Source organism: Burkholderia sp. AW49-1 (assembly GCF_053427845.1).
The window spans coordinates 1-22032 of record NZ_JBSAXF010000001.1 but is presented as its reverse complement, the minus strand read 5'-3'; the positions used below and the strand labels follow the sequence as shown (position 1 = coordinate 22032).

Below are 22032 nucleotides of genomic sequence, written 5' to 3'. Positions count from 1 at the left end.
CCACGCGCATCGGTGCCGGCGCTTGATGTGCGTTGCGTTCGCCGTCAACCCCAGTACGCCTGCCCACCGTCGAGCGGAAGCGTGGCACCCGTCAGGTACGCGGCGTCGCGGCTCGCGAGAAACACGATCGCGCGTCCGATGTCCTGCTCACAGTCGCCGACGCGGCCGAGCGGAATCGTGCGGAAGAACGCAGCGGCTTCGTCCGGATTCGCGTCGATCCACCCCTTCAGCCCCGGCGACAGCGCATGCGGCGCAACCGCGTTCACGCGAATGCCGTCGGCACCCCATTCGCATGCCGCCGCACGCGTGAGCGCGCGAATCGCTTCCTTGGTCGCCGCGTAGGCGCCATAGCCGGACGCGTCCCAGCGCACCGCGGCCGACGACGCGAAATTGACGATCACGCCATCACCCTTCAGATGCGGATGGCACGCGCGCATCATTCGCAGCGTCGCGATCGGCCCCGACTCGAGACCCGCGAGAAATTCCATGTCGCTCACGTCGAGCAGGCGGCCGAGCGGCACGACCTGCGCGTTGTTGATCAGGATCTGCACGCCGCGAAACCGCTCGACGACCGCATCGACGCAGCGCGCGATCTGCACGGCGTCCATCACGTCGCACACGAACGGCTCCGCGATTCCGCCGCGTGCGCGGATCGCGTCGCAGGTCGCGACCAGCTTGTCGCGCGTGCGGCCGACCACGGCCACCAGCGCGCCTTCGGCCGCGAGCGCGTGCGCGACGCCTTGCCCGACGCCCTGCCCCGCGCCCGTCACGAGCGCGACCTTGCCTTCGAGGATGCCCATCTGCACTCCTTAAGCGACGATCGCCGGATGAGCCTGCACCGGCCCGCCAAGCAGTTCGCGATACGACGGCGGCTGCTTGCCGTCGACATCCGCGATGCCATACTGCAGCGCGGCTTCCGCGCCGACGAGCACCTGCCCCGACAGCGCCATGCGCTGCGGATCGGCGTGGATCGCATGAATCACGCGGCCGGTGAATTCCGGGCTTTCGGCAACGAGCGAGAATTCCTTGTAGAGATCCGGATGCTCGTCCCACACGCGCGTCGTGCGTTCGGTGCGCAGCGGCCCCATCCAGATCGACACGGCCGCGACGTCGAACGGTTTCAGGTCGACGGCCATGTCCTTCGCGAACTTGTCGACGCCGGACTTCTGCGCGCCGTACGCGGCGCCGTGCATGTAGCAGCTCGCGCCGAACGACGACGTGAACGCGATCAGCCCGCTGCGGCGCCTCGCCATCAGCGGCGCGGCGTGCCAGCTCGCGACGTACGCCGAGCGCAGCCCGACGTCGAGGATGTTCACGAGGTCGAGCGACTTCTCCCAGAACGGGCCCGGCAGGATCAACTGGTCGTGCAGGTAGGTCGCGTTGTTGACGAGGATGTCGAGCCGCCCGCTGTCGCGTTCGACGCGCTCGAACAGCGCCTTCACCTGTGCGTCGTCCGCGTGGTCGCACGCGACGGCGATTCCGCGGCCACCGAGCGCGTCGATTTCGCGCGCGGTTTCGTGGATCGTGCCGGGCAGCGGCGCGTCGCCTTCGTTCTGCGAGCGGCCCGTCACGTAGACGGTCATGCCGGCCGCGCCGAGCGCGCGCGCGATGCCCTTGCCCGCGCCGCGCGACGCACCCGTCACGACGGCGACCGGCGCCTCGTTGTTCTGTGCCATGTTCGATGTCTCCTGGGGATTGTTTTCAGCCTGCGTGGTAGTGCGCGTCGTCACGCGGCGGCCGGCTGCGCGCCGGCGAACAGCACGCCTGGCGCATCGCCGTCGTAGCGGGCGGACAGCGTCGACGTGACGACGCAGCGCGTGCTCACGATCTTCCATTCGCCGTCGACCTTCCGGTATTCGTCGTCGTAGGTCGCGCCGAGCTGCGTGAGCGTGCGCGCGTTGGTGTCGAGCATCTGGTAATGCAGGCCCCACGTGCCGCGCGCATGCGTGTCGTCGAGCACGGTGATGTCGGGATTCACGCCGTGGTGCATCTCGACGATGTGCGGGTGGCAGCCGAGCCGCTCGAACACGTCGACGAGCGCGTCGCGGTGATCGAACGTGCCGATCCGGCCGTAGTCGATGTGCACGGTGCCGGGCGCGAAGCAGTCGCGCATTCCTTGCGGATCCTTCCGGTCGCAGCACGTGAAGTAGCGCGCCTTCAGGCGGCGGATCGCGTCGGCGTCCTCCAGCCTGCGCACGCGCGCTTCCATTCGTTCGATCGGGGTCATGCCGTCTCCTTGATGTCGTGTGCGCGGATCGAAACCGCGTCGACGCCACGTTACAGGCGCACGGGCAGCCGGCCATCACCTGTTTGGATGAACCTCGATGCCGCGTATCGCGCGGAAGTGAATGCGGTCCGCGGCGTTCATCCGATCAGACGATGTGACACGGGCAGCTTCGTTCCTACCATCCGACGACACCACCACGAGACACGGCGATGGACGAGACAACCCGCACGCTCCACGAGTACGAGCAGATCCGCCAGCTGAAGTACCGGTATTTCCGCGCGGTCGACACGCACGACTGGTCGCTGCTCGCGCAATGCCTGACCGAGGACTGCGAGGCGCGCCTGTACGGCGGCCGCTATGCGTACGACGGCCGCGACGCATTCGTGTCGAGCTTGCGCGAACTGATCGGCAAGCCGACCTTCCTGACGATGCATCACGGCCACCACCCCGAGCTCACGCTGGTATCCGCCGATCATGCGTGCGGCGTGTGGTTTCTCGAGGATCATGCGATCAATCTCGAGGATAACTACCTGCTGCACGGCACCGCGTTCTATGACGACCAGTACGTGAAGCGCGACGGCGTGTGGCGCATTCACGCGACACGTCACGAGCGCCTGTTCGAAACCGTCACGTCGCCGATTCCGCCGTCGTGCACGCTGACCGCCAATCGCTTCGCACCCGGTGCATCCGACGCACCGGGTTCGACCGACTCGGCCGTCAACGCTTCCTGAAACCCGGCGGCAGCGCCGCCGACCTCGTTCTTCCCTTTGGAGCCGGAGCAATGGAGAAAGTCATTTACGTGTTGTGGCGCGATGCGCAGGCCGCGCCCGAACAATGGAGCCGCAGCGTGCGCGCGCAGCTCGCCGACAAGCTACTGTCGCTAGGCGCGCACGGCGTGCAGGTCAACGTTGCCGACGCCGATGTCGCGCCGGCCGCCGGCCTGAAGCAGACCAACACGCACCCGGGCATCGACGGCATCGTCGCGGTGTGGCTCGACAGCGCGAACCCGATGTTCCGTCAGCCGTTCGACGACGCGGTGCGCGCGATCGTCCCGCACATGGCCGCGTATCTCGTCACGGAGTCGCAGCCGATTCCGAACACGCGCTTTCCAGCGCGGCCCGGCGAGCGCACGAGCGGCTTCTCGCAGCTCGCGTTCCTGAAGCGCCCGCCGCGCCTCACGCACGAAGCATGGCTCGACGTATGGCACGGCCATCACACGCGCGTCGCGATCGATACGCAGGACAACTTCCTGTACGTGCAGAACGTCGTCGTGCGCGCGCTCACGCATGCGGCGCCCGGCTACGACGCGATCGTCGAGGAATGCTTCCCGGCCGCCGCGATGACCGATCCGTACGCGTTCTTCGATGCGGTCGGCGACGAGGAGAAATTCCAGCGCAACGTCGCGGAGATGATGGACAGCTGCGGACGCTTCATCGATTTCGACAAGATCGACGTGGTGCCGACGAGCCAGTACGTCGTGAAGGCCGTGCGCGGATAAAAAAAACGCCAACCCGTCATGAACGGGTTGGCGTCGTGCCGCGGGTATGACGATTACGAGAACTGGTTCATCGTGTTGTCCTTGCCCGCCGCCTTCAGCGCGGCTTCGCCGCTGAAGTATTCCTTGTGGTCGTCGCCGATATCCGAGCCGGACATGTTCTGGTGCTTGACGCACGCGATGCCCTGACGGATTTCCTTGCGCTGCACGCCGGCCACGTAACCGAGCATGCCTTGGTCGCCGAAGTATTCCTTCGCGAGATTGTCGGTCGACAGCGCGGCGGTGTGGTACGTCGGCAGCGTGATCAGGTGATGGAAGATGCCTGCTTCACGCGACGCATCGGCCTGGAACGTACGGATCTTCTCGTCGGCGAGCTTGGCCAGTTCGGTCTCGTCGTACTCGACGCTCATCAGCTGCGCACGGTCGTATGCCGACACATCCTTGCCCGCTGCCTTCATCGCGTCGTACGCCTGCTGACGGAAGTTCAGCGTCCAGTTGAACGACGGGCTGTTGTTGTACACCAGCTTCGCGTTCGGGATGACCTTGCGGATTTCGCTGACCATGCCGCCGATCTGCGCGATGTGCGGCTTTTCGGTTTCGATCCACAGCAGGTCGGCGCCGTTCTGCAGCGACGTGATGCAATCGAGCACGCAACGTGCTTCGCCCGTGCCGGCGCGGAACTGGAACAGGTTGCTCGGCAGGCGCTTCGGACGCAGCAGCTTGCCGTCGCGCTTGATGACGACGTCACCGTTGCCCAGTTGGTCGGCCGACAGCTCTTCGCAGTCGAGGAACGCGTTGTACTGGTCGCCCAGGTCGCCCGGCGCGTTGGTCACGGCGATCTGCTTGGTCAGGCCGGCGCCGAGCGAGTCGGTACGGGCGACGATGATGCCGTCGTCCACGCCCAGCTCCAGGAACGCGTAGCGGATCGCGCGGATCTTCGCGAGGAAGTCCTCGTGCGGCACGGTGACCTTGCCGTCCTGGTGGCCGCACTGCTTCTCGTCGGACACCTGGTTCTCGATCTGGATGCAGCACGCGCCCGCTTCGATGAACTGCTTGGCCAGCAGGTACGTCGCTTCGGCGTTGCCGAAACCGGCGTCGATGTCGGCGATGATCGGCACGACGTGCGTCACGTGGTTGTCGATCTTTTCCTGGATGGCGGCCTTGGCAGCGGCATCCTTGGCTGCATCCAGCTCGCGGAACAGGCCGCCGAGTTCACGTGCGTCGGCCTGGCGCAGGAACGTGTACAGCTCGCGGATCAGCGCGCTGACCGAGGTCTTTTCGTGCATCGACTGGTCCGGCAGCGGGCCGAACTCCGAGCGCAGCGCGGCGACCATCCAGCCCGACAGGTACAGGTAACGGCGTTCGGTGCTGTTGAAGTGCTTCTTGATGGAGATCATCTTCTGCTGGCCGATGAAGCCGTGCCAGCAACCCAGCGACTGCGTGTACTTGGCCGGATCGGCATCGTACGCGGCCATGTCGGCGCGCATGATCTTCGCGGTGTACTTGGCGATGTCGAGGCCCGTCTTGAACTTGTTCTGGGCACGCATGCGGGCGGCATACTCGGGGCTGATGGCATTCCACGCGCTGCCGTGGTTTTCCTTCAAGCCAGCCACTGCCTTGATGTCGTCTTGATATTGGGACATGTCAATCTCCTGGGAACGAAGCGCATTTGAGTAAAGGGTTCAGCGTGCCCGCTCCGTGTGACGAAGCGAACTGCATGGACTCAATAGTAACGCCGCCCGATGCGCTTTCGGAGAAGTCTTATATAAGACATAAGATATAAATTTCGCTTGTTTTTCAATGAGATAAGCAATGCGTTTTGCGATGCAAAACAGGTTTTCAAGCGGCGGGACGGCCGCGCGGCGGGAATTCCCCCTGCATTCCGTGATGTGAAACGGCCTTTCGGCAGTTGGTGGGATGACAAACGCGGCGGCCCATGCGTCGAGCCTTTGCCACGCACATGACAAAACGTCTATACTTGGACAATTCATCGATGGCGAACCGCAGCGCGCCGTCCCCGCGTACCGCGATGCGCCACCTCCTGCCTGGATCGACATGAGCGACTATCCCGTTTTCGACGCGCTGTGCGAGCTGCTGAACACCTCCGGCGCGCGGTTTCGCGTGCTGGACCACCCGGCTGAAGGCAAATGCGACGTGATCGCCGCGATTCGCGGCACGCGTCCCGAACAAGGCGCGAAGGCGATGCTCTGCACGTTCAAGGACGGCGGCGACGTCACCGCGCTCGCGGTCATCCCCGGCCATCTGAAGATCGATTTCCGCAAAGTCGCCGACGCCGTCGGCCGCCGCAAGGCGACCCTCGCACCGCCCGAACTCGCCGCCACGGTCACGCGCTGCGTGATGGGCGCCGTGCCGCCGTTCGTGTTCGACGCGAACGTGACGCTCGTCGTCGACCCCGCGCTGATCGAACTCAACGACGAAATCGCATTCAACGCGGGTCGCCTCGACCGCTCGGTCGTGCTCGACGCGTCCGACTACGTGCGGATCTCCCGCCCGCTGCTGGCCGACATCACGCGCCCGCAAACGACCGACGCGCCCGCGCGCGAGGCCAATACATGACCACGCCCCGCCCCAGGCCGCATTCGGAACAGGCGTCGCTGATCGAGCAGGTGCTGCGCATCGCCGAAGGGCTCGGCGCGATGTTCGCGCCGTTCACCGAAGTCGTCGTGCACGACCTGCGCACGCCGGAGCACGCGATCCTCGCGATCCACAACAATCTGTCGGGCCGCGCGATCGGCGATCCGGCGACCGAACTCGGGCTCGCGCGCATCGAGGACGACGACTTCCCGCAAGTGCTCGCGAACTACGCGAACCGCTTCGCCGACGGCCGCACCGCGAAAAGCACGTCGATCGGCATCAAGGATTCGAGCGGCCGCTATGTGGCCGCGCTGTGCCTGAACGCGGACGTCACGCTGTTCCGCGGTTTCCAGGGGATGCTGAACCAGTTCTGCAGCACTGAAGGCGTGCCCGTCGCCGAAACGCTCGACCCGGCCGGCGCGGACGCGATCCGGCAGCGCATCGACGCGTTCGCGACGCGCCTCGCGACCACGCCGCGCGAGCTGAAGACCGACCAGCGCCGCGAACTGATGCAGACGCTGAAGGCCGATGGCTTCCTCGAGGTGCGCCGCGCGATGGAAATCGTGTCGCAGCACCTCGGCGTGTCGCGCGCCACCGTATACAACGATGCGAAATGACCCTGCGCGTAACGGACGCGCGCCCTGTTGACCGACTCTTCCGACGAGCGACTCATGAACACTCCGACCCTCCCCACTTACGACGACGTCGCGGCTGCCGCGGCACGGCTCGACGGCCACGCGCACCGCACGCCCGTGATGACGTCGCGAACGATCGACGAAGCGCTCGGCGCGCAGGTGTTCTTCAAGTGCGAGAACCTGCAGCGCATGGGCGCGTTCAAATTCCGCGGCGCGTTCAACGCACTGTCGCGCTTCGACGCGACGCAGCGCCGCAACGGCGTCGTCGCGTTCTCGTCCGGCAACCATGCGCAGGCGATCGCGCTGTCGGCGCGCATCCTCGGCATCCCGGCGACGATCGTGATGCCGCAGGACGCGCCGGCCGCGAAGATGGCCGCGACGCGCGGCTACGGCGGCAACGTCGTGACCTACGACCGCTATACCGAGGACCGCGAGCAGATCGGCCGCGCGCTCGCGGAGCAGCACGGGCTCACGCTGGTGCCGCCGTACGACCACGCGGACGTGATCGCGGGCCAGGGCACGGCGGCGAAGGAGCTGTTCGACGAAGTCGGGCCGCTCGACGCCGTGTTCACGCCGCTCGGCGGTGGCGGCCTGCTGTCGGGTACGGCGCTCGCGACGCGCGCGCTGTCGCCGCAAGCGAAGCTGTACGGCGTCGAACCGGAAGCCGGCAACGACGGACAGCAATCGTTCCGGTCCGGGTCGATCGTCCATATCGACACGCCGCGCACGATCGCCGACGGCGCGCAGACGCAGCACCTCGGCAACCTGACGTTCCCGATCCTGCGACGCGACGTCGACGACATCCTGACCGCGACCGACGCGGAACTGGTCGACTGCATGCGCTTCTTCGCGACCCGTATGAAGATTGTCGTCGAGCCGACCGGCTGCCTGTCGCTCGCGGCCGCGCGCCGGATGAAGGACGAACTGAAAGGCAAGCGCGTCGGCATCGTGATCAGCGGCGGCAACGTCGATCTCGAGAACTTCTGCGCGCTGGTCGCCGCATCCGCGTGACCGTCACGGCGCGCGGCTGACCGCATGAACATCCTGTCATCCGCGCGCCGCCGCTCCTTCACGCCGCGTTAAGTTTCGCGCCCTAGACTGAAAGCGTTGTCCCGCAGTCAGTCGTGAAGAAGGAGTCGCCATGAACACGCACGCGATCGTCGCCGCCGCCCTCGCGGCAGCATCCCTCACGGCGTTCGCTCAACCGGGCGCGACGTCATCCGTTTTTTCCGCCACATCGCCGCGCGACACGTTCGCGCAGGCCGCCCACCGTTCGCCCGCCGCGCTGCCGCATGCCGGCTTCGTGCTCGCGAAGATCGATCAGAACAATACGCCGCCCGACCGCGGCGGCGAACCAGGCGGCCGCACGCGCGCCGGCACGCACATGTAACCTTGCGCGAGCCGGCCGCGTCGGTCGGCCGGCCCGTGTCTCCCCATCACAACGACGGCAGCGACGGATCGCGCGCGGCGAGGATGTCCGCGGTGCGCCGCTGCAGCGCGCCGTCGATCGTCTCCGGCTGCGGAATCAGCCAGTAACGCCCGTCACGAATGCCGTCGAATGCCCGCACCGCGAATGCGTCGGGCGTGAGCCCGTGCGCGTTCAGCATCGCGCGCATCGTGTCGACGAAGCCCTGCACTTCGGGCCGGTCGTGCGCGGCGCCGAACGGGTCGTTGAAGATGCCCGTCTGCACCGGGCCCGGCGCGAGCAGCGACGCGCCGACCGGCGCGCCGAGCATCTTCAGTTCGCCGTACAACGATTCGGTCAGCGCGACCACCGCGAATTTCGTCGCCGAGTAAGGCGACATCAACGGGCTCGGCAGGAACCCGCCGACCGACGCGGTATTGACGATGCGCGCGGGCACGTTGCGCTCGAGCATGCGCGGCACGAAGCTGCGAATCCCGTTCAGCACGCCGTGCACGTTGATCGCGAAACTGCGCTCGAACCGTTCCGGCGTGATTTCCCAGCTGAAGCCGGTCGTCATCACGCCCGCGTTGTTGAACAGCAGGTCGACGCCGCCGAAGCGCCGCCATGCGGCGTCGGCCAGCGCGTCGACGGCTTCCGGTCGGCTGACGTCCGTCGGCACGCACAGCACGTCGGTGTCGAGCGTCGCGGCGAACGCATCGAGCTTCGCCGGGTCGAGATCGGCCAGCACCACGCGCATGCCGAGCCCGGCGGCATGGCGCGCGAGCCCGCTGCCGATCCCGCTGGCCGCGCCGGTGATCACGGCGGTACCGCCGTCGAAGCGAATCGAAGTCGTCATGTCAAAGTCCTGTCGGGTCGATGCGTGGATGCGCGTACGCAGGAATCACGGGCGGCGGCAACGGCGAGCGGCCGTCGAGCGAGCGCACCGCGAGCCCCTGCGACAGCGGGAAATGCAGGCTGTGCGCGACGAGGCCCGTGCGCTCGCTTGCCGGCAGGCTGCACAGCGCGAGCGCGGTTTCCGCGAGATACGCGACGTCCTCGGTCGGATAGCCTTCGGGGATGTAGCGGGCCGCGCCCGGCGTGCGGATCGCGGTGCTCGGCGCGACCAGGTTCACCGCGATGCCGTCGGCTTCGAGCTCGGCCGCGAGCCCTTGCGTGAAGCGCGACAGCGCGGCCTTGACCGCCGCATAGACGGTCGCGCCGCCCGCGCGCGAGAAATCGTCGAACGGCCGCGGCGGCGCGAGCGCCGTGACCGAGCCGACGTTTACGATCCAGCCGGCGCCGCGCGCGCGCATGCGCGGAATCGCGGCCTGGCTTAGCGCGAACGGGATGCGCAGATAGTGCTCGATCGTCGTGTCGAACATCGTCATCGGCATCGCGTCGACGCGCGCGTAGTCGGCCACGCCCGCGTTGTTCACGAGGATGTCCAGGCCACCGGCCGCCTGCGCCGCGCGTTCGACGAGCGCGTCGCGCTCGGCCGGGTTCGACAGGTCGGCCGCCAGCGCGATCGCGCGGCCGCCTGCCTGCTCGATCAACTCGACCGTTTCGGCGAGCGTGCCGGCGGTCGTCGCGGATTGCGTGAGGCTGCGCGCCGTCACGACGACGGTCGCGCCTTCCGACGCGAGGCGCTGCGCGATCGCGCGGCCGATGCCACGGCTCGCGCCGGTCACGAGCGCACATTTGCCCGCGAGCGTCGCGGTTCGGGTGTCGGTCATGATGTCTCCGGTAAAGGGGTGTCGTGCGCGGACCGTTCCGTGTCAGCCCCCGATATCCGCAACGTGCAGCACGAACTTGGTCTTCGCGTCCCCCGTTTGAACGAGATCGAGCGCGCGCGCCGCCTGTTCGAGCGGGAAACTGTCGAAGCGCGGCACGCGCAGCACGCCCCGGTCGAGCCGTTCCGCGATCGCCGCCAGCGTGGCGCCGCTCGGCATCCGGCTGTACGTCATCGCGGTGCGCAGGCCGCGCCGCGCGGCTTCGGCGCCCGTCGCGGCCAGCCGCTCCGCTTCGCCGGCCGCGAGCGTCATGATGTTCACGAGCGTGCCGCCTCGTGCCAGCAGGTCGAGTGCATCGGGCAGCGTGCCGCCGCCGACCGCATCGAGCACGAGATCGACGCCGCCGGGCGACCACGCCCGAACGGCCGCCGCGATGCCCTGCGCGCGATAGTCGATGCTCGCCGCCGCGCCGAGCGCCTCGACGCGCGCGCGATTGCGGGCCGAGCACGTCGCCGCGACGCGCGCGCCCGCCTGCACGGCAAGCTGGATCGCGAACGTGCCGACCGCGCCCGCGCCGCCGTGCACGAGCACGCTCTGCCCGTCACGCAGCGCGCCGTCGTCGAACAGGCCGGCCCACGCGGCCAGCGCGGGCGTCGGCGTGGCGGCCGCTTCCGCGAAGCCGACCGCGTCGGGCAGGCGCACGACCGAGTCGTGCCGCACCGCGACGTATTCCGCATACGCGCCCCAGCGCCCCGCGCCGGCGTCGGTCTGCGCGAACACGCGCATCCCGGGCGCGAAACCTTCCACGCCCTCGCCGACCGCCTCGACCACACCGGCCGCGTCGAAGCCGATCACGAACGGAAACGTGATCTGCATGAACGCGCCGAGATAGCCTTCGCGGCATTTCCAGTCGGCGGGATTGACGCCCGCGTACGCGACGCGAATCAGCACGTCGCCGGGGCCCGGTGTCGGCGCGGGAACGTCGGCCATTCGCAGTGCGTCGGAATGACCGACGCGGTCGATCAGCAAGGCTCGCATGGTGGTGTCTCCAGGATTGTCGTTTGCATGGCGGCGGCTCGCGTGCGTCGCGCGTCACCCGGCCGTGTCGGCCAGCAGGCTCGACGCGAGCGGGCAGAACGCGTGCGAGATCGCATCGACCGTCCAGTCGGGGCTTTCGGCGTCGAAGCGGCGGTCGACCCAGCCCCAGTGATACGGATGCAGCAGGTATTCGCCGAGCAGATCGCCGACGTGCGCGAATTCCTGTTGCCAGACGTGGGTCCACGCACCCGGCGTCACGATCCGGCTCAGCCGCCAGTTGCGGATGCCGGGCATGAACGCGGGCATGCGCATCAGTTCGCGCTCGAGGTCGCGCACCTGTGCTTCGTCGGCCTTCGGCCGCACGCGCAGCATCAGCGTGCGCCATACGCCGTCGCGCAGCGCCGGCTCGCGCAGGCCGCCGCCGACCGCCAGGCATGCGGCGCCGTCGATCCGCGCGACGGCCGGTATGCGGGCCAGCGCGGTGAAGTCCGGCGCGTGGTCGGCCGCCCGTTCGTCGCGCAGCACGTCGAGCGTGTAGTCGCCCGCGTTCCAGCAGCCGTCCAGATTGCGCGCGAGTGCCACGCGGGTCGCGCCGGGCAACGCATGCGCGGCGCCGCGCAATGCACGTTCGAACGCGCCGGCATCGTCGGTCGCCGAAGCGAATATCTGCGCCGTGTCATGCCGCATGGTCGACCTCCGTCAGTGCAGGCAGCGGCGCATCGGCGTCCGTCATCACATGGCGGCGGCGCGCGTCGCACAGCGCGTCGACGGCCATCCAGAACGCGACCACATCGCCGTCGGTCAGCGCGCGCATCCGGTAGTACGCCGCAGCATCGGCAACCTGCCACGTCAGCCACAGCGTGCTCGGCTGCCCCGGCACCGCGACGGGCGGCGACACCCAGCGGCCGGCCGCCGTCAGTCCGCGCGCCGCGTGGCCCGGCAGATAACGGTCGCGCAGCAGCGCCAGCACGTCGGGAATGCGCTCGGGCGCGAGGGTGATTTCGTCTACGATCTGGATCATTCGCGAGTCGTCTCGGGAAGTTCGTGGCGCAATGCGATGCCGGTCGCCTACGCCGTTCCGGCGAGGCCGGAAGCGGCCGGCGTCGATACCATTCTTGCGTGGCGACGGCCGGCGAACCCCTACCGGCCCGCTCACCGGCCCCTGTCGTAGCGCTCAGATCGGGAGAGAGATGAAACAGCGCGCAATGCCGGCACGCGGCCGCATGTTGCCGGGCCTCGGCGCCCGCCTGCTGGACGAGCTGACGCGCAGCGGCGCACCGCCGGCTGAACGACCGACGACGCCCGGCGGCTTCGTCGCGCTGTACCGCGACGCGATCGAGCGGCTCGAGGCGCAGGTTGCGCGCGGCAACGGCCATCCGCCGATGCGCAAGCAGGAAGTCGACCTGATGTGCCGCTGCCTGCTCAGTTGCGCGACGCTCGCGGACGCAATCCGCTGCGCGGCTGAATTCTGCGAGATGCTGACGCCGCGCGCCGGCGCGCTGTCGCTCGCGGTGCGCGACGGGCGCGCGACGTTCCGGATGGATTCGCTGCGCCGCACGCGCAGCCCGGCCGCGTGCCTCGTCGACCTGACGGGCTTGTTCTGCTATCTGCAGTTGTTCGGCTGGCTGATCGGGCAACCGCTGCGACCGGACGAAGTCTGGCTCGGCCATCCGCGCCGCGACGACGCGATGCCGCTGCTCGGGCTGTTCAACGCGCCGGTTGACGTCGGCCGCAAAACCTATGGCTTCGCATTCGACGCTGCGCGGCTCGATGCCCGCGTGATCCGCCAGCCGGGTGAACTGACGGCGTTCCTCGTCGATTTCCCGTTTCGTCTGATCGATGCGGCGCCGGCCGTCGTGTCATGGGCGCAGCAGGTGCGCGGCTTTCTCGACGCGGCGCTCGCGCGCGAGCAGGCGCTGCCCGCGCTTGCCGAGCTGGCGACATGGCTCGGCGTCAGCGAGGCGACGTTGCGGCGGCGGCTGGCCGCCGAAGGCAGCGGCTATCACGCGTTGCGCGAGCGGTGTCTCGCCGACGTCGCGCGGCGCTGCCTGCGCGAGTCCGATTGGCCGGTCGCGCGGATCGCCGCGCATCTCGGGTTCGCGGGCGAAGAAGCTTTCCGGCGGGCGTTCGTGCGATGGACGGGCGTCGCGCCGAGCCGCTTCCGGCGCGATTGCCGCGCGGCCAACGCGCCCTTTCATCAGATGTAAAGGGGTCCTCATGTCTCGCAAGCGAGGATCTGGAAAAGAATCCGGCGATCACTGACGTTTTTTCGCATCCCCGCGCGCTTCGCCGATTGACGCGCCGGAGCGCTCGCCATTACGCTTGCGCGCTGATGGTTCCCGGAGACGGGATCAAAAGGGAACGCAGGAGAGGCAGCGCCTCGAATCTGCGGCTGCCCCCGCAACTGTGAGCGGCGAATCCGCACTACTCCAAGCCACTGGGAAACCGGGAAGGCCGGTGCGAATAGCGACCCGCGAGCCAGGAGACCTGCCATCGACCCGAGGTCCAAGCAGCCGCGCCGGGCGGGGTGTCCCGGAGCGCCAGGCGCCGCCTTTGGCGGTCGCCCCGTTGCATGGACGGCCCGACCTCAGGACCCTTCAGATGTCCAGTCTTTCCGCCTCCGCTTCCTCGCCGGAAGCGTCGTGCCGTCGCGCCAGCCATGGGCGCGGCGTGTCCGCACGCGTGTGCCGTGCCGTGTCGTTCGATCCGCGCGACGACCGCCCAAGCCGTCCGGTCTCGCGATAGACCGATACGAACCCGGGCGGTACGCACCGCCACCCGCTTACGCTCGCCGTACCTGCAACACGATCACGCTCATTGCCTCATGAATCTTCGCCACTTTCTCGCCACGTCCGCCGCCACGGCGCTGTTCGCCCCGATCGCCCATGCCGCCGGCGACACGGCCCTCCCGCAGCCGCCCCAACCCGCCGCAGCCGCCGACCTGCCGACGATCAGCGTGACCGACACGCGGCACCTGCCCGAATCGTTCGACCAGCGCTATGCGACGACGCAGGTGCTCACGCGCGCCGATCTCGATCGGCTGTCGCCGAGCGACCCGAGCATCACGCAGGCGCTCGCGACGCTGCCGGGCGTGACCGTCTCGCAAAACGGCGGCCCCGGCTCGTCCGCGTCCGTGAGCATCCGCGGCTCGTCCGCCAATCAGGTCGCGGTGTTCATCGACGGCATCCGGATCGGCTCGCCGACGACCGGCATCGCGCCGTGGGCCGACCTGCCGACCGACGCGTTCGAACGCGTCGAGGTGATCTCGGGGCCGGCCGCCGCATCGTTCGGCGCGAACGCGATGGGCGGCGTCGTGCAACTGTTCACGCGCCGCGCCGCCGGCCAGCCGAACCAGACGACCGTGTCGTTCGGCGGCGGCTCGAACAAGACCTTCGACACGCAGGTGCGCACGTCGGGCACCGTGCCGTCGACGGGGTCGCTCGCCGCGCTCGGCGGCCTCACCTACACGCTCGGCCTGCACAGCTACAACACGGCCGGCATCGACGCGACGCGACCGTTCGCCTACGGGCACGAGGACGGCCGCAATCCGTATCACGCGCAGGACCTCGATGCGCGACTCGGCTACGCGCGCGACAACTGGTCGATCTCGACGTTCGCGCTGTATCACCGCTCCGACCTGTCCTATGACAACGCCGGCTTTGCGAATCGCGAGCTCGATCATCAGCTGACGACCGGCATCGCGTTCCATCTCGACATCACGCCCGACACCCAGTTCGACCAGTCGTTCGGTTATGCGAACGACCGCCAGTTCCTGTACGCGAGCGACCCGACCATTCCGACCGACCAGATCAACTCGCAGCGCATCAGTTCGTCGACGTCGCTGACCCATCAGGAACACGGCTTCCGGCTGTTCGGCCTGCCGCTGTCGGGCGAGACGAAGGTCGCGTACGACTTCACGCGCGAACAGGCCTTCCTGCCCGTCGACGTGCCGGACGGCGTGCCCACGCGCAACGACTCCGCGTTCTCGCTGCATCAGTCGGCGACGCTCGGCAGCGTGACGATGTTCGTCGCGGGGCGGCACGAGATCATCGCCGGGAAGGCCGTGAACACCGGCAACGCCGCGCTGTCGTGGGCCATCACGCCGGTCTATACGGCGCGCGTGTCGTACGGCAACGCGTTCCGCCTGCCCTCGTTCAACGACCTGTACTACCCGGGCTACGGCAACCCGGACCTGAACCCGGAACGCAGCGATTCGGTCGAGGCCGCGCTCGATGCGAACACGGCGTACGGCACGTTCAGCGCCGCGATCTACGACACGCGCATCAACAACCTGATCGCCTACAACCCCGCGACGCGCTCGCCGATGAACATCGGTCGCTCGCACATCCGCGGCATCGACCTGTCGTACAAGGGCACGATCGGCCGTTATACGCCGGTGAGCGTCGCGGTCGGTTTCCTGAATCCCCATGACGAAACCAACGACAGCTGGCTCAACCGCCGGCCGCGCCAGACGGTCAGCGTCAACGTCGACCATACGTGGGACGAATTCAACCTGCACGCACTGAGCACGGGTGCGTCGCTGAACTACGGCGGCACGACGTTCGACGACCCGGCCAACACGACGTATCTGCCGTCGTACCTGACCGTGAACCTGCGCGCGTCGTACAGGATCAATTCGCACCTGACGGTGTCGGCGACGCTGTCGAACCTGTTCGACCGTCAGTACATGACCGCGTACGGCTACAACACGCTCGGCCGCACCGCGTTCGGCAAGGTCAGCTACACGTTCTGATCGCGCGCGCGGTGTGCCGGTGCCGCAGCGCGCGTCATGACCAGACGACGCCGCGCATGCCCGCGATCAACTGGGTCGCGCCGAACACCGCGATCACCACGGCCGACACGCGCGACAGCCCGTGCATGAACGTCAGCGGCATCTTCGCTCGCAACGCGGCGGTCGCGCTGCTCAGGCACAGCCACCACGTCGCGGATCCGAGGAACACGCCCGCGACCATCGACGCCACGGTCGGCCCCATCGTGCCTGCATGCGTGCCCGCCAGCGGGCCGAGCGCCGCGAAGATCCCGACGAACGACAGGATCGTCATCGGGTTCGACAGCGTGAGGCCGAAGGTCGTCAGGAAATCGCGCAGCACGGTCGTGCGCGACACGTCCTGCACCGCCGCCGACGCAGCCGGCGCCTGCCGCGCGATGGACCAGGCCAGCCACACGAGGAACGCGCCGCCGACGATTTTCAGCGCGACGGTCAGCATCGGAAACGCGGTGACGATGCCGGCGACGCCCAGCGCGCCGAGCAGCCCGTAGATCGCATCGGCGCACGCGGCGCCGATGCCCGTCGCGAACCCGGCGTGAAAGCCACGGCTCAGGCTGCGCTGGATGCAGAGCATGCCGATCGGGCCGACCGGCACAGCGATCGACAACCCCATCACGACGGACTTGATGAACAGCATGGCCGGCTCCTCGCGACATGCAATGACATGAACCGCATCGTAGGGAAAGTCCGGTCGCCGCTGAAGACGGTTTTTAAGGAAAAATGAGGCCTTCACCTTAAAAACTCCGCCGCGATGGACGAACTCGACTGGAAGATACTCGCGCTGCTGCAGGCCAACGGCCGCATCAGCTACACGGAGCTGGCGCGCCAGGTTCACCTGTCGGTGCCGGCGGTGACGGAACGCGTGAAGCGCCTCGAATCGGCCGGCGTGATCGACGGCTACACGGCGCGGGTCAATCCGGCCGCGGCCGGCTACCCGGTGAGCGCGCTGATCGGCATCACGGTGCCGCAGCCGGCGAAGGCGAAATTCCTGAAGCTGCTGGAGACGATTCCAGAAGTGGTCGAGTGCCATCACGTGACCGGCGCGGATTCCTACGTAATGCGGTTCGTCGCCGTCAGCATGGCGCACCTCGAGCAACTGATCGAGCGCATCAACCTGTACGGCGAAACGCGCACGTCGATCGTGATGTCGACGCCGCTGCCGGCGCGCGGGCTCGCGCGGCCGGCCGCGGCGGTCAAAGGCACTCGGGGGTGACAGGACGCCCCGCGTTGCGCGATGCTGTGCGTGGCGCACCTTGCACGAACCGGACAACCTGCCATGCCAGTCATCGGACTCAATCATTACAACCTGCGCGCGGATCGCGCCACGCTCGATACGCTGCGCGATTTCTACGTGACCGTCGTGGGCCTCCAGCCGGGCTATCGACCGCCGTTCCAGAGCAACGGCTACTGGCTCTACGCGGGCGCGCAGGCGATCCTCCACCTGTCGGAAGCGCGGCCCGGCGAAGTTCGGCCGGCGCACGTCGTCAACACGTTCGACCATATGGCGTTTTCATGCGAGAACGCCGCCGACATGGAGCGGCGCCTGGCCGACGCGCAGGTCCGGTACTCGCGCACGTACGTGCCGCTCACGCGCCAGCTGCAGCTGTTTTTCACCGATCCGGCCGGCAATGGCGTCGAGTTGAATTTTTCTAAAGCCGAGGGTGACTCCGGCGACGGACCGGGTTAGCACCGGCGATCGCTACTGCCGTTGCACGAGCTTCACGATCGTCAGCGTGCCCGCCACGCGCTCGACCCGGACCCTGACCTTGTCGCCCACGTGCAACGACTCGATCATCGCCGGGTCGCCAGCCTTGAACGCCATCGTCATCGGCGCCATCCCGACGTTCTCGAGCGCACCGTGCTTCAGCGTCACCATGCCGTGCGCGGCATCGATCCGCTCCACTTCGGCATCGGTCAACGCCGAATCCGGCGCCGACATCTTCATGTCGCCCATGCTCATGTCGGACATGCTCCCGCCCGCACGCACCGGCGTCGCGACGACGGCCATCGCACCGAGGACGGTAATGGCGAGGCATCGGATTTGCATCGAGACATTCCGTTGTTCAGCCAAAGACGCACGCGCCCGCTACACCAGCAACGTCGCGACCGCCCACGCGATCAGGACGATGCCCAGTGCGCGGCCCATCCGCTCGCCGCCCGGCAGCACCTTTTCGACGAGCACGAACAGCGACAACGCGACGATCCACACGACGTTCATCACGCCGCCGACGAACAGCAGCGCCATCAGCAGCCAGCAGCAGCCCACGCAATACGCACCGTGCCGCACGCCGAGCAGGAAGCTGCCCGCGACTCCCGGGCGCCAGTACGTCGTGAGAAGCCGGACCGGCGACCGGCATTGCCGCAGGCACGCCTGTTTCAGCGGCGAGAATTGATAGGCGCCGGCCAGCGCGAGGACGATCGCGGACAGCGCGGCGCTCTTCGACCACAGCATCATTCCGGAGATCAGGCCGGCAGGCTGCAGCAGCATCTGCAGCACGGCGGCGGCGACCGAGAACGCCAACCACGCGGTCAGGTAGCCGGCCAGCAGGAACGCCGACGTCAAGGCCGCCCCGGCGCCTTGCGCACCGCGATGCCGCAGCACGCGCCGGTACAACAGCACGAGCGGCGCCGCGCCGGGCGTCATCATCGCGATCATCATCACCCACCACATCAGGACCACGGTCGCCAGCGACGGATCCATGCCCCCCATGTCGCCGGCCAGCCGATGCGGAAACAACGCCACCGCCGTCATGTCCAGCGCCGACATGCCGGTGCCCGCGCCCGTCCACAGGTAGACCCAGCACGCGCCGACGAGCGCGGTCAGGCCGAGCAGCGTGACGACGCGCTCGCGTCCGAGAAAATCGCCGACGGGGATCATGCCGCGACGCGATGCCGGATCAGCCCGTGGTTGTTCAGGTGCAGCCGCGCGAACTGCGCGTAGCTCCGCTCGAGATTCAGCTCGATGTGCCCGCGCGACCGGCCGGTGCCCGAACCGATCTCGGCCAGCTCGTATTCGAAGCCGTGCGGCAGGTCGATCCGCACGCGATGCTCGGCGCCCGTCACCGGATTGCGGATCGGTTCGCCGACGATGTCGAACACGCCCTCGACGCCGATCCGGCCGCGCCGCGCATCGACATCGACGTCGAAATCGATCTTCGCGAAGATCGGATCGTATGCGTGCTCGAGCGTCGACGCGAACACGGAGAACATCGTCGCGAACGGATCGGTGTCCTGACCGGTCATGATCTTCAGTACGGCCTCGCACTGCGCCGGACTCGCGCGCTCGTCGACGATCGGCTGGCACCGGCCGTGGCCTTCGTGAATCGGCCCCGGCCACTGGAACACGACCGCGATCCGGACGCCATCGAGCACCACGTCGCCGTAGTGGCCGCTTTCGATCGAAATCGCACCCATCGCTTCGCAGTTGCCGTGCGTCGGCAACGAATTGAACTGGCAGGGGCAACCGTATGAGCAATTGCAGTTCATTAGTTCGGTTCCCTGAATCTCCCAAGGCGTCATGGCTTCACCTCGCGCGTTCGGTGGCACGTAATGTTTCGAATCTAGTGCAGCGCACAGGGGAAAGCAAAGGCCGCGCGAGACACGCGAACGAGCGAGGTAAGCGCCGCCGGCGGCGTCGTGCGACGACGCTGATCGGACGAATGCGTTGTCGTCGTGCGGCGCCTCCGGGCGCAGGCCGCACCGCCCGAGACGGCGCGTCCGGTGGACCATGTTCGAGCCACGTCCGACAAGAGCCGATGGCGCGATCACGTCATCGCAAATGCGGGCATCCCGCATCGGTCCTGGTCCATACTGTCTCGCAATCGACGATTTCTGACCGTCTCTGCCGCCCCGGATGGCTGTCATGCGCGTTCAAACTGCGTTGCTCTTTCTCGTCGGCACCCTGCTCACCGCGGGCGGCTACGGCGCAACCTTCCTGCTGTCGATGCGTTTTCGCGCGATCGGCGGCAGCGATCTCGATACCGGAGCCGCACTGGCCGCCGCGACCCTCGGCACCTTCGCCGGCCTGGCGGTGGTCGGCTGGTTCTCGCGGCAGATCGGCGCCGCGCGGATCGCCGCGCTGTCGTCGCTGTGCATCGGCGCCGGTATCGCCGGTTTCGCGCTCGTCGGGCGCGCACCGGCCGCCGATTTGCCGTCCGGCTTCCTGGTCGGCTTCGGCTGGGGCGCGTTTCACCTGGCCGCGCCGATGTCGCTGGCCGAGCGGACCAGCGGCGCCGCCCGGAACGTGTGGTTCTTCCGCTCGGCGACTTTCCAGATGACGGGGATCGGCGCGTCCCCGGCGTTCGCCTCGTATGCGATGCGCATGCTCCACTGGTCGATCGACGACACGCTTTATGCGGTCGGCGCGCTGTGTGCGGTCGCGTCGCTGATGTTCGAAGCGTTCGGTCGCCTGTGTCCGCACCCGCCCGCCACGGCATCCGGTGGCCGATGGGTGCGCGAACTCCGGGCCATCTCGCGCACGCGCGCGGCCGCGCCGATCGCGATGATCGCGCTCGGCACCTGCGTGTTCTCCGGCCTGATGACGTTCCAGATGTCGTTCATGCAAGGCACGCAGGCGCGCGCCGGCACATTCTTCAGCCTTTACACGATGACGGTGCTGAGTGCGCGCTGGCTGCTCGGGAAATGGGTCAGGATGGCGCGCCCCGAAACGGCGACCAAGGGATTGCTCATAATGATGATGCTCGGTGCGCTCGCCATGTTCGGCGCCGCCCAGCATGCATCGCTACAGGCCGTCGCGGCCGTGCTGCTCGGCGCCGGCTACGGGCTGATGTATCCGGTCATCCAGGCGCAGGCGCTCAACGATTGCGCGGATACGCAACGGCACGGCGTGCTGACGTGGTTCGTCGCGTCGTATTTCATCGGCACGTTCGGCTTTCCGTCGGTCGGCGGGTGGGTGATGGTGCACGCCGGCAAGGGCGCGTTGCTGATGCTCATCGCGAGCTGCGGTCTCGCGGCGCTGTCGCTCGCGTTCCTGCACGATCGGCCGGCGCCGGTGCGCACGCAATAGGCGGCTGCGTGGCGCTCGCTCGGCTAACCGGGTTTCCTCGGCGCGCGGGCGACGGCGAACCATCCCATCATCGCGCCCGCGACCCACGCGCAGGTCAGCAGCAGGTCGAGGTCCATCATTCCTTCGAAATTCGCACTGTTCTCGAAGCTGCAATGCCGGCTGCCGAGGAACGCGATGCAACCGCTGGCGACCCACTGGACGTGCATGAATATGTGATAGACGGCGAAAGCCGAAGCGATGATGGCGACGCGCAGGCGTGTGGTCGTTTTCATTCGGCGCCGGAGGCGGAGGGATGGTCTGACGCCGATCTTAAGACAACGACGCCGGATCAGGCAATCGATCCCGCGCGAACGTCACGACCGGCATGCGCGAAGGCGAATCGCCATCCGCACAAACCCCGAGAAAAAGCCGTCGCACCGTACACGGAGCCGCAGTATTCACGCCACCCGACGACGGCTTTCTCGCCGACGAGCATCCGCCGCCGGATCGATGACGCGCATCGCTTATGCGCCGTCGATCTGCCTGAGCGTCCTCAGGGAATCCACCGCGAGCTGCTGATAGACCCGCGTGCCGTTCGCCTTCGCGTCGATCTCCGCGGTGCTCAACCGCCGCACCACGCGCCCCGGCACGCCGGCGAGCAGCACGCCGCGCGGCACGACGTAGCCGGCCTTCACGAACGCGCAGGCCGCGACGATCGTCGTCGCGCCGATCGTCGCGCCGTCCATCACGACCGCGTTCATCCCGATCATCGTGTCCGGCTCGAGCGTCGCGCCGTGCACGATCGCGCCGTGGCCGATGTGGCTGTTCACGCCGAGCCGGCACGTCTCGCCGATGCCGACGTGCAGCACGCAGCCGTCCTGCACGTTGCTGCCGTCCTCGACGACGATCGCGCCGAAGTCGCCGCGCAGGCTGGCATGCGGGCCGATGTAGCAGCCCGCGCCGATCGTCACGTCGCCGATCACGACCGCGCTCGGATGAACGTACGCGGACGGATCGACGCGAGGCCGCATGCCGTTGAATTCGAATAGCGGCATCGCTCAGAGCGCCGCGGCCGCTTCGGGAACGAGCGTGAACAGATCGCCGACCACGCCG

26 protein-coding genes and 1 riboswitch are annotated in these 22032 nt (G+C 67.9%); of the genes, 11 read left to right on the top strand and 15 right to left on the bottom strand.

Translation table 11 applies throughout. The features are described from left to right. Positions 1–44 precede the first annotated feature (44 nt). Genes ACV22W_RS00130 through ACV22W_RS00120 form a run of 3 tightly spaced genes read right to left on the bottom strand, consistent with a single transcriptional unit; the run spans position 45 to position 2227 of the window. Complete coding sequence (locus ACV22W_RS00130; RefSeq protein WP_448017183.1) at positions 45–800, bottom strand: SDR family NAD(P)-dependent oxidoreductase; 756 nt, start codon at positions 798–800, stop codon at positions 45–47. A gap of 9 nt (positions 801–809) precedes the next feature. After that, positions 810–1676 (bottom strand): SDR family NAD(P)-dependent oxidoreductase, encoded by an 867-nt coding sequence (locus ACV22W_RS00125; RefSeq protein ID WP_059525585.1) that lies wholly within the window; start codon positions 1674–1676, stop codon positions 810–812. Between the two features lie 50 nt (positions 1677–1726). Continuing rightward, the gene (locus ACV22W_RS00120; protein WP_448017182.1) at positions 1727–2227 is read right to left on the bottom strand and encodes a nuclear transport factor 2 family protein; all 501 of its coding nucleotides are present in this window, start codon (positions 2225–2227) and stop codon (positions 1727–1729) included. Between the two features lie 209 nt (positions 2228–2436). On the opposite strand from ACV22W_RS00120, the gene ACV22W_RS00115 reads away from it, so the two are divergent. Both ACV22W_RS00115 and ACV22W_RS00110 read left to right on the top strand, forming a co-directional pair. Then, positions 2437–2958 carry a nuclear transport factor 2 family protein gene (locus ACV22W_RS00115; protein WP_448017181.1) on the top strand — a complete coding sequence of 174 codons (522 nt, stop codon included), beginning with the start codon at positions 2437–2439 and terminating at the stop codon, positions 2956–2958. Between the two features lie 50 nt (positions 2959–3008). Then, positions 3009–3725: an EthD domain-containing protein gene (locus ACV22W_RS00110; RefSeq protein WP_448017180.1), complete on the top strand. Its 717-nt coding sequence runs from the start codon at positions 3009–3011 to the stop codon at positions 3723–3725. Between the two features lie 53 nt (positions 3726–3778). Here the strand turns inward: ACV22W_RS00110 and ACV22W_RS00105 are convergent, their stop codons facing one another. Continuing rightward, positions 3779–5365 (bottom strand): isocitrate lyase, encoded by a 1587-nt coding sequence (locus ACV22W_RS00105; RefSeq protein ID WP_059525594.1) that lies wholly within the window; start codon positions 5363–5365, stop codon positions 3779–3781. 412 nt (positions 5366–5777) lie between these two features. Between ACV22W_RS00105 and ACV22W_RS00100 the strand changes: the two genes are divergently transcribed. From ACV22W_RS00100 to ACV22W_RS00085, 4 genes are all read left to right on the top strand, one after another. Then, positions 5778–6299: a YbaK/prolyl-tRNA synthetase associated domain-containing protein gene (locus ACV22W_RS00100; protein ID WP_448017179.1), complete on the top strand. Its 522-nt coding sequence runs from the start codon at positions 5778–5780 to the stop codon at positions 6297–6299. Next, positions 6296–6934 carry a helix-turn-helix transcriptional regulator gene (locus tag ACV22W_RS00095; protein WP_448017178.1) on the top strand — a complete coding sequence of 213 codons (639 nt, stop codon included), beginning with the start codon at positions 6296–6298 and terminating at the stop codon, positions 6932–6934. Before ACV22W_RS00100 ends, ACV22W_RS00095 begins: the two co-directional genes overlap by 4 nt. Before the next feature lie 54 nt (positions 6935–6988). Then, the gene (locus tag ACV22W_RS00090) at positions 6989–7963 is read left to right on the top strand and encodes a threo-3-hydroxy-L-aspartate ammonia-lyase (protein WP_059690160.1); all 975 of its coding nucleotides are present in this window, start codon (positions 6989–6991) and stop codon (positions 7961–7963) included. Positions 7964–8093: 130 nt separating this feature from the next. Further along, positions 8094–8342, top strand: a complete 249-nt coding sequence (locus ACV22W_RS00085) for a hypothetical protein (protein WP_448017177.1) — start codon at positions 8094–8096, stop codon at positions 8340–8342. Between the two features lie 46 nt (positions 8343–8388). On the opposite strand, the gene ACV22W_RS00080 is transcribed toward ACV22W_RS00085, so the two are convergent. The 5 genes from ACV22W_RS00080 to ACV22W_RS00060 are packed head-to-tail and all read right to left on the bottom strand — an operon-like array spanning position 8389 to position 12146. Beyond that, the gene (locus ACV22W_RS00080; RefSeq protein ID WP_448017176.1) at positions 8389–9213 is read right to left on the bottom strand and encodes an SDR family NAD(P)-dependent oxidoreductase; all 825 of its coding nucleotides are present in this window, start codon (positions 9211–9213) and stop codon (positions 8389–8391) included. 1 nt (position 9214) lies between these two features. After that, positions 9215–10090, bottom strand: coding sequence for an SDR family NAD(P)-dependent oxidoreductase (locus tag ACV22W_RS00075; protein WP_448017175.1), 876 nt, complete (start codon positions 10088–10090; stop codon positions 9215–9217). A gap of 42 nt (positions 10091–10132) precedes the next feature. Then, complete coding sequence (locus ACV22W_RS00070; protein WP_448017174.1) at positions 10133–11125, bottom strand: NADP-dependent oxidoreductase; 993 nt, start codon at positions 11123–11125, stop codon at positions 10133–10135. A 54-nt stretch (positions 11126–11179) separates the two neighbouring features. Continuing rightward, complete coding sequence (locus ACV22W_RS00065) at positions 11180–11812, bottom strand: Dabb family protein (protein WP_448017173.1); 633 nt, start codon at positions 11810–11812, stop codon at positions 11180–11182. Beyond that, on the bottom strand, positions 11802–12146 hold the full coding sequence (locus tag ACV22W_RS00060) for a hypothetical protein (RefSeq protein ID WP_059450365.1): 345 nt from the start codon (positions 12144–12146) through the stop codon (positions 11802–11804). Before ACV22W_RS00060 ends, ACV22W_RS00065 begins: the two co-directional genes overlap by 11 nt. A 169-nt stretch (positions 12147–12315) precedes the next feature. On the opposite strand from ACV22W_RS00060, the gene ACV22W_RS00055 reads away from it, so the two are divergent. Together ACV22W_RS00055 and ACV22W_RS00050 are read left to right on the top strand one after the other, a co-directional pair. Continuing rightward, entirely contained in the window at positions 12316–13332 is a 1017-nt protein-coding gene (locus ACV22W_RS00055) for a helix-turn-helix domain-containing protein (RefSeq protein WP_448017172.1), read from the top strand. 109 nt (positions 13333–13441) lie between these two features. Continuing rightward, a riboswitch (cobalamin riboswitch) is annotated at positions 13442–13634 on the top strand. A 315-nt stretch (positions 13635–13949) separates the two neighbouring features. Next, positions 13950–15878: a TonB-dependent receptor domain-containing protein gene (locus ACV22W_RS00050; protein WP_448017171.1), complete on the top strand. Its 1929-nt coding sequence runs from the start codon at positions 13950–13952 to the stop codon at positions 15876–15878. 34 nt (positions 15879–15912) lie between these two features. Here ACV22W_RS00050 and ACV22W_RS00045 read toward each other — a convergent pair whose 3' ends face one another. Continuing rightward, positions 15913–16551: a LysE/ArgO family amino acid transporter gene (locus ACV22W_RS00045; protein ID WP_448017170.1), complete on the bottom strand. Its 639-nt coding sequence runs from the start codon at positions 16549–16551 to the stop codon at positions 15913–15915. A 114-nt stretch (positions 16552–16665) separates the two neighbouring features. Between ACV22W_RS00045 and ACV22W_RS00040 the strand changes: the two genes are divergently transcribed. Both ACV22W_RS00040 and ACV22W_RS00035 read left to right on the top strand, forming a co-directional pair. After that, positions 16666–17127 carry an Lrp/AsnC family transcriptional regulator gene (locus tag ACV22W_RS00040; protein ID WP_301844978.1) on the top strand — a complete coding sequence of 154 codons (462 nt, stop codon included), beginning with the start codon at positions 16666–16668 and terminating at the stop codon, positions 17125–17127. A 63-nt stretch (positions 17128–17190) separates the two neighbouring features. Continuing rightward, complete coding sequence (locus ACV22W_RS00035; RefSeq protein WP_448017169.1) at positions 17191–17601, top strand: VOC family protein; 411 nt, start codon at positions 17191–17193, stop codon at positions 17599–17601. Between the two features lie 12 nt (positions 17602–17613). On the opposite strand, the gene ACV22W_RS00030 is transcribed toward ACV22W_RS00035, so the two are convergent. The 3 genes from ACV22W_RS00030 to ACV22W_RS00020 are packed head-to-tail and all read right to left on the bottom strand — an operon-like array spanning position 17614 to position 19433. Then, positions 17614–17961: a copper-binding protein gene (locus tag ACV22W_RS00030; protein ID WP_448017168.1), complete on the bottom strand. Its 348-nt coding sequence runs from the start codon at positions 17959–17961 to the stop codon at positions 17614–17616. A gap of 39 nt (positions 17962–18000) precedes the next feature. Continuing rightward, on the bottom strand, positions 18001–18792 hold the full coding sequence (locus tag ACV22W_RS00025; RefSeq protein WP_448017167.1) for a DUF2182 domain-containing protein: 792 nt from the start codon (positions 18790–18792) through the stop codon (positions 18001–18003). After that, positions 18789–19433 (bottom strand): DUF1326 domain-containing protein, encoded by a 645-nt coding sequence (locus tag ACV22W_RS00020; RefSeq protein WP_059700548.1) that lies wholly within the window; start codon positions 19431–19433, stop codon positions 18789–18791. Before ACV22W_RS00020 ends, ACV22W_RS00025 begins: the two co-directional genes overlap by 4 nt. Positions 19434–19776: 343 nt before the next feature. Between ACV22W_RS00020 and ACV22W_RS00015 the strand changes: the two genes are divergently transcribed. Further along, on the top strand, positions 19777–20940 hold the full coding sequence (locus tag ACV22W_RS00015) for an MFS transporter (RefSeq protein ID WP_448017166.1): 1164 nt from the start codon (positions 19777–19779) through the stop codon (positions 20938–20940). A 23-nt stretch (positions 20941–20963) separates the two neighbouring features. Here the strand turns inward: ACV22W_RS00015 and ACV22W_RS00010 are convergent, their stop codons facing one another. After that, entirely contained in the window at positions 20964–21212 is a 249-nt protein-coding gene (locus tag ACV22W_RS00010; protein WP_448017165.1) for a hypothetical protein, read from the bottom strand. Between the two features lie 231 nt (positions 21213–21443). Further along, on the bottom strand, positions 21444–21974 hold the full coding sequence (locus ACV22W_RS00005) for an acyltransferase (protein WP_448017164.1): 531 nt from the start codon (positions 21972–21974) through the stop codon (positions 21444–21446). Positions 21975–22032 lie beyond the last annotated feature (58 nt).

Excerpts from the sequence above, each read along its gene's own strand:
- ACV22W_RS00130 (WP_448017183.1), bottom strand. The coding sequence starts at position 800 with ATGGGCATCCTCGAAGGCAAGGTCGCGCTCGTGACGGGCGCGGGGCAG.
- ACV22W_RS00125 (WP_059525585.1), bottom strand. The coding sequence starts at position 1,676 with ATGGCACAGAACAACGAGGCGCCGGTCGCCGTCGTGACGGGTGCGTCG.
- ACV22W_RS00120 (WP_448017182.1), bottom strand. The coding sequence starts at position 2,227 with ATGACCCCGATCGAACGAATGGAAGCGCGCGTGCGCAGGCTGGAGGAC.
- ACV22W_RS00115 (WP_448017181.1), top strand. The coding sequence starts at position 2,437 with ATGGACGAGACAACCCGCACGCTCCACGAGTACGAGCAGATCCGCCAG.
- ACV22W_RS00110 (WP_448017180.1), top strand. The coding sequence starts at position 3,009 with ATGGAGAAAGTCATTTACGTGTTGTGGCGCGATGCGCAGGCCGCGCCC.
- ACV22W_RS00105 (WP_059525594.1), bottom strand. The coding sequence starts at position 5,365 with ATGTCCCAATATCAAGACGACATCAAGGCAGTGGCTGGCTTGAAGGAA.
- ACV22W_RS00100 (WP_448017179.1), top strand. The coding sequence starts at position 5,778 with ATGAGCGACTATCCCGTTTTCGACGCGCTGTGCGAGCTGCTGAACACC.
- ACV22W_RS00095 (WP_448017178.1), top strand. The coding sequence starts at position 6,296 with ATGACCACGCCCCGCCCCAGGCCGCATTCGGAACAGGCGTCGCTGATC.
- ACV22W_RS00090 (WP_059690160.1), top strand. The coding sequence starts at position 6,989 with ATGAACACTCCGACCCTCCCCACTTACGACGACGTCGCGGCTGCCGCG.
- ACV22W_RS00085 (WP_448017177.1), top strand. The coding sequence starts at position 8,094 with ATGAACACGCACGCGATCGTCGCCGCCGCCCTCGCGGCAGCATCCCTC.
- ACV22W_RS00080 (WP_448017176.1), bottom strand. The coding sequence starts at position 9,213 with ATGACGACTTCGATTCGCTTCGACGGCGGTACCGCCGTGATCACCGGC.
- ACV22W_RS00075 (WP_448017175.1), bottom strand. The coding sequence starts at position 10,090 with ATGACCGACACCCGAACCGCGACGCTCGCGGGCAAATGTGCGCTCGTG.
- ACV22W_RS00070 (WP_448017174.1), bottom strand. The coding sequence starts at position 11,125 with ATGCGAGCCTTGCTGATCGACCGCGTCGGTCATTCCGACGCACTGCGA.
- ACV22W_RS00065 (WP_448017173.1), bottom strand. The coding sequence starts at position 11,812 with ATGCGGCATGACACGGCGCAGATATTCGCTTCGGCGACCGACGATGCC.
- ACV22W_RS00060 (WP_059450365.1), bottom strand. The coding sequence starts at position 12,146 with ATGATCCAGATCGTAGACGAAATCACCCTCGCGCCCGAGCGCATTCCC.
- ACV22W_RS00055 (WP_448017172.1), top strand. The coding sequence starts at position 12,316 with ATGAAACAGCGCGCAATGCCGGCACGCGGCCGCATGTTGCCGGGCCTC.
- ACV22W_RS00050 (WP_448017171.1), top strand. The coding sequence starts at position 13,950 with ATGAATCTTCGCCACTTTCTCGCCACGTCCGCCGCCACGGCGCTGTTC.
- ACV22W_RS00045 (WP_448017170.1), bottom strand. The coding sequence starts at position 16,551 with ATGCTGTTCATCAAGTCCGTCGTGATGGGGTTGTCGATCGCTGTGCCG.
- ACV22W_RS00040 (WP_301844978.1), top strand. The coding sequence starts at position 16,666 with ATGGACGAACTCGACTGGAAGATACTCGCGCTGCTGCAGGCCAACGGC.
- ACV22W_RS00035 (WP_448017169.1), top strand. The coding sequence starts at position 17,191 with ATGCCAGTCATCGGACTCAATCATTACAACCTGCGCGCGGATCGCGCC.
- ACV22W_RS00030 (WP_448017168.1), bottom strand. The coding sequence starts at position 17,961 with ATGCAAATCCGATGCCTCGCCATTACCGTCCTCGGTGCGATGGCCGTC.
- ACV22W_RS00025 (WP_448017167.1), bottom strand. The coding sequence starts at position 18,792 with ATGATCCCCGTCGGCGATTTTCTCGGACGCGAGCGCGTCGTCACGCTG.
- ACV22W_RS00020 (WP_059700548.1), bottom strand. The coding sequence starts at position 19,433 with ATGACGCCTTGGGAGATTCAGGGAACCGAACTAATGAACTGCAATTGC.
- ACV22W_RS00015 (WP_448017166.1), top strand. The coding sequence starts at position 19,777 with ATGCGCGTTCAAACTGCGTTGCTCTTTCTCGTCGGCACCCTGCTCACC.
- ACV22W_RS00010 (WP_448017165.1), bottom strand. The coding sequence starts at position 21,212 with ATGAAAACGACCACACGCCTGCGCGTCGCCATCATCGCTTCGGCTTTC.
- ACV22W_RS00005 (WP_448017164.1), bottom strand. The coding sequence starts at position 21,974 with ATGCCGCTATTCGAATTCAACGGCATGCGGCCTCGCGTCGATCCGTCC.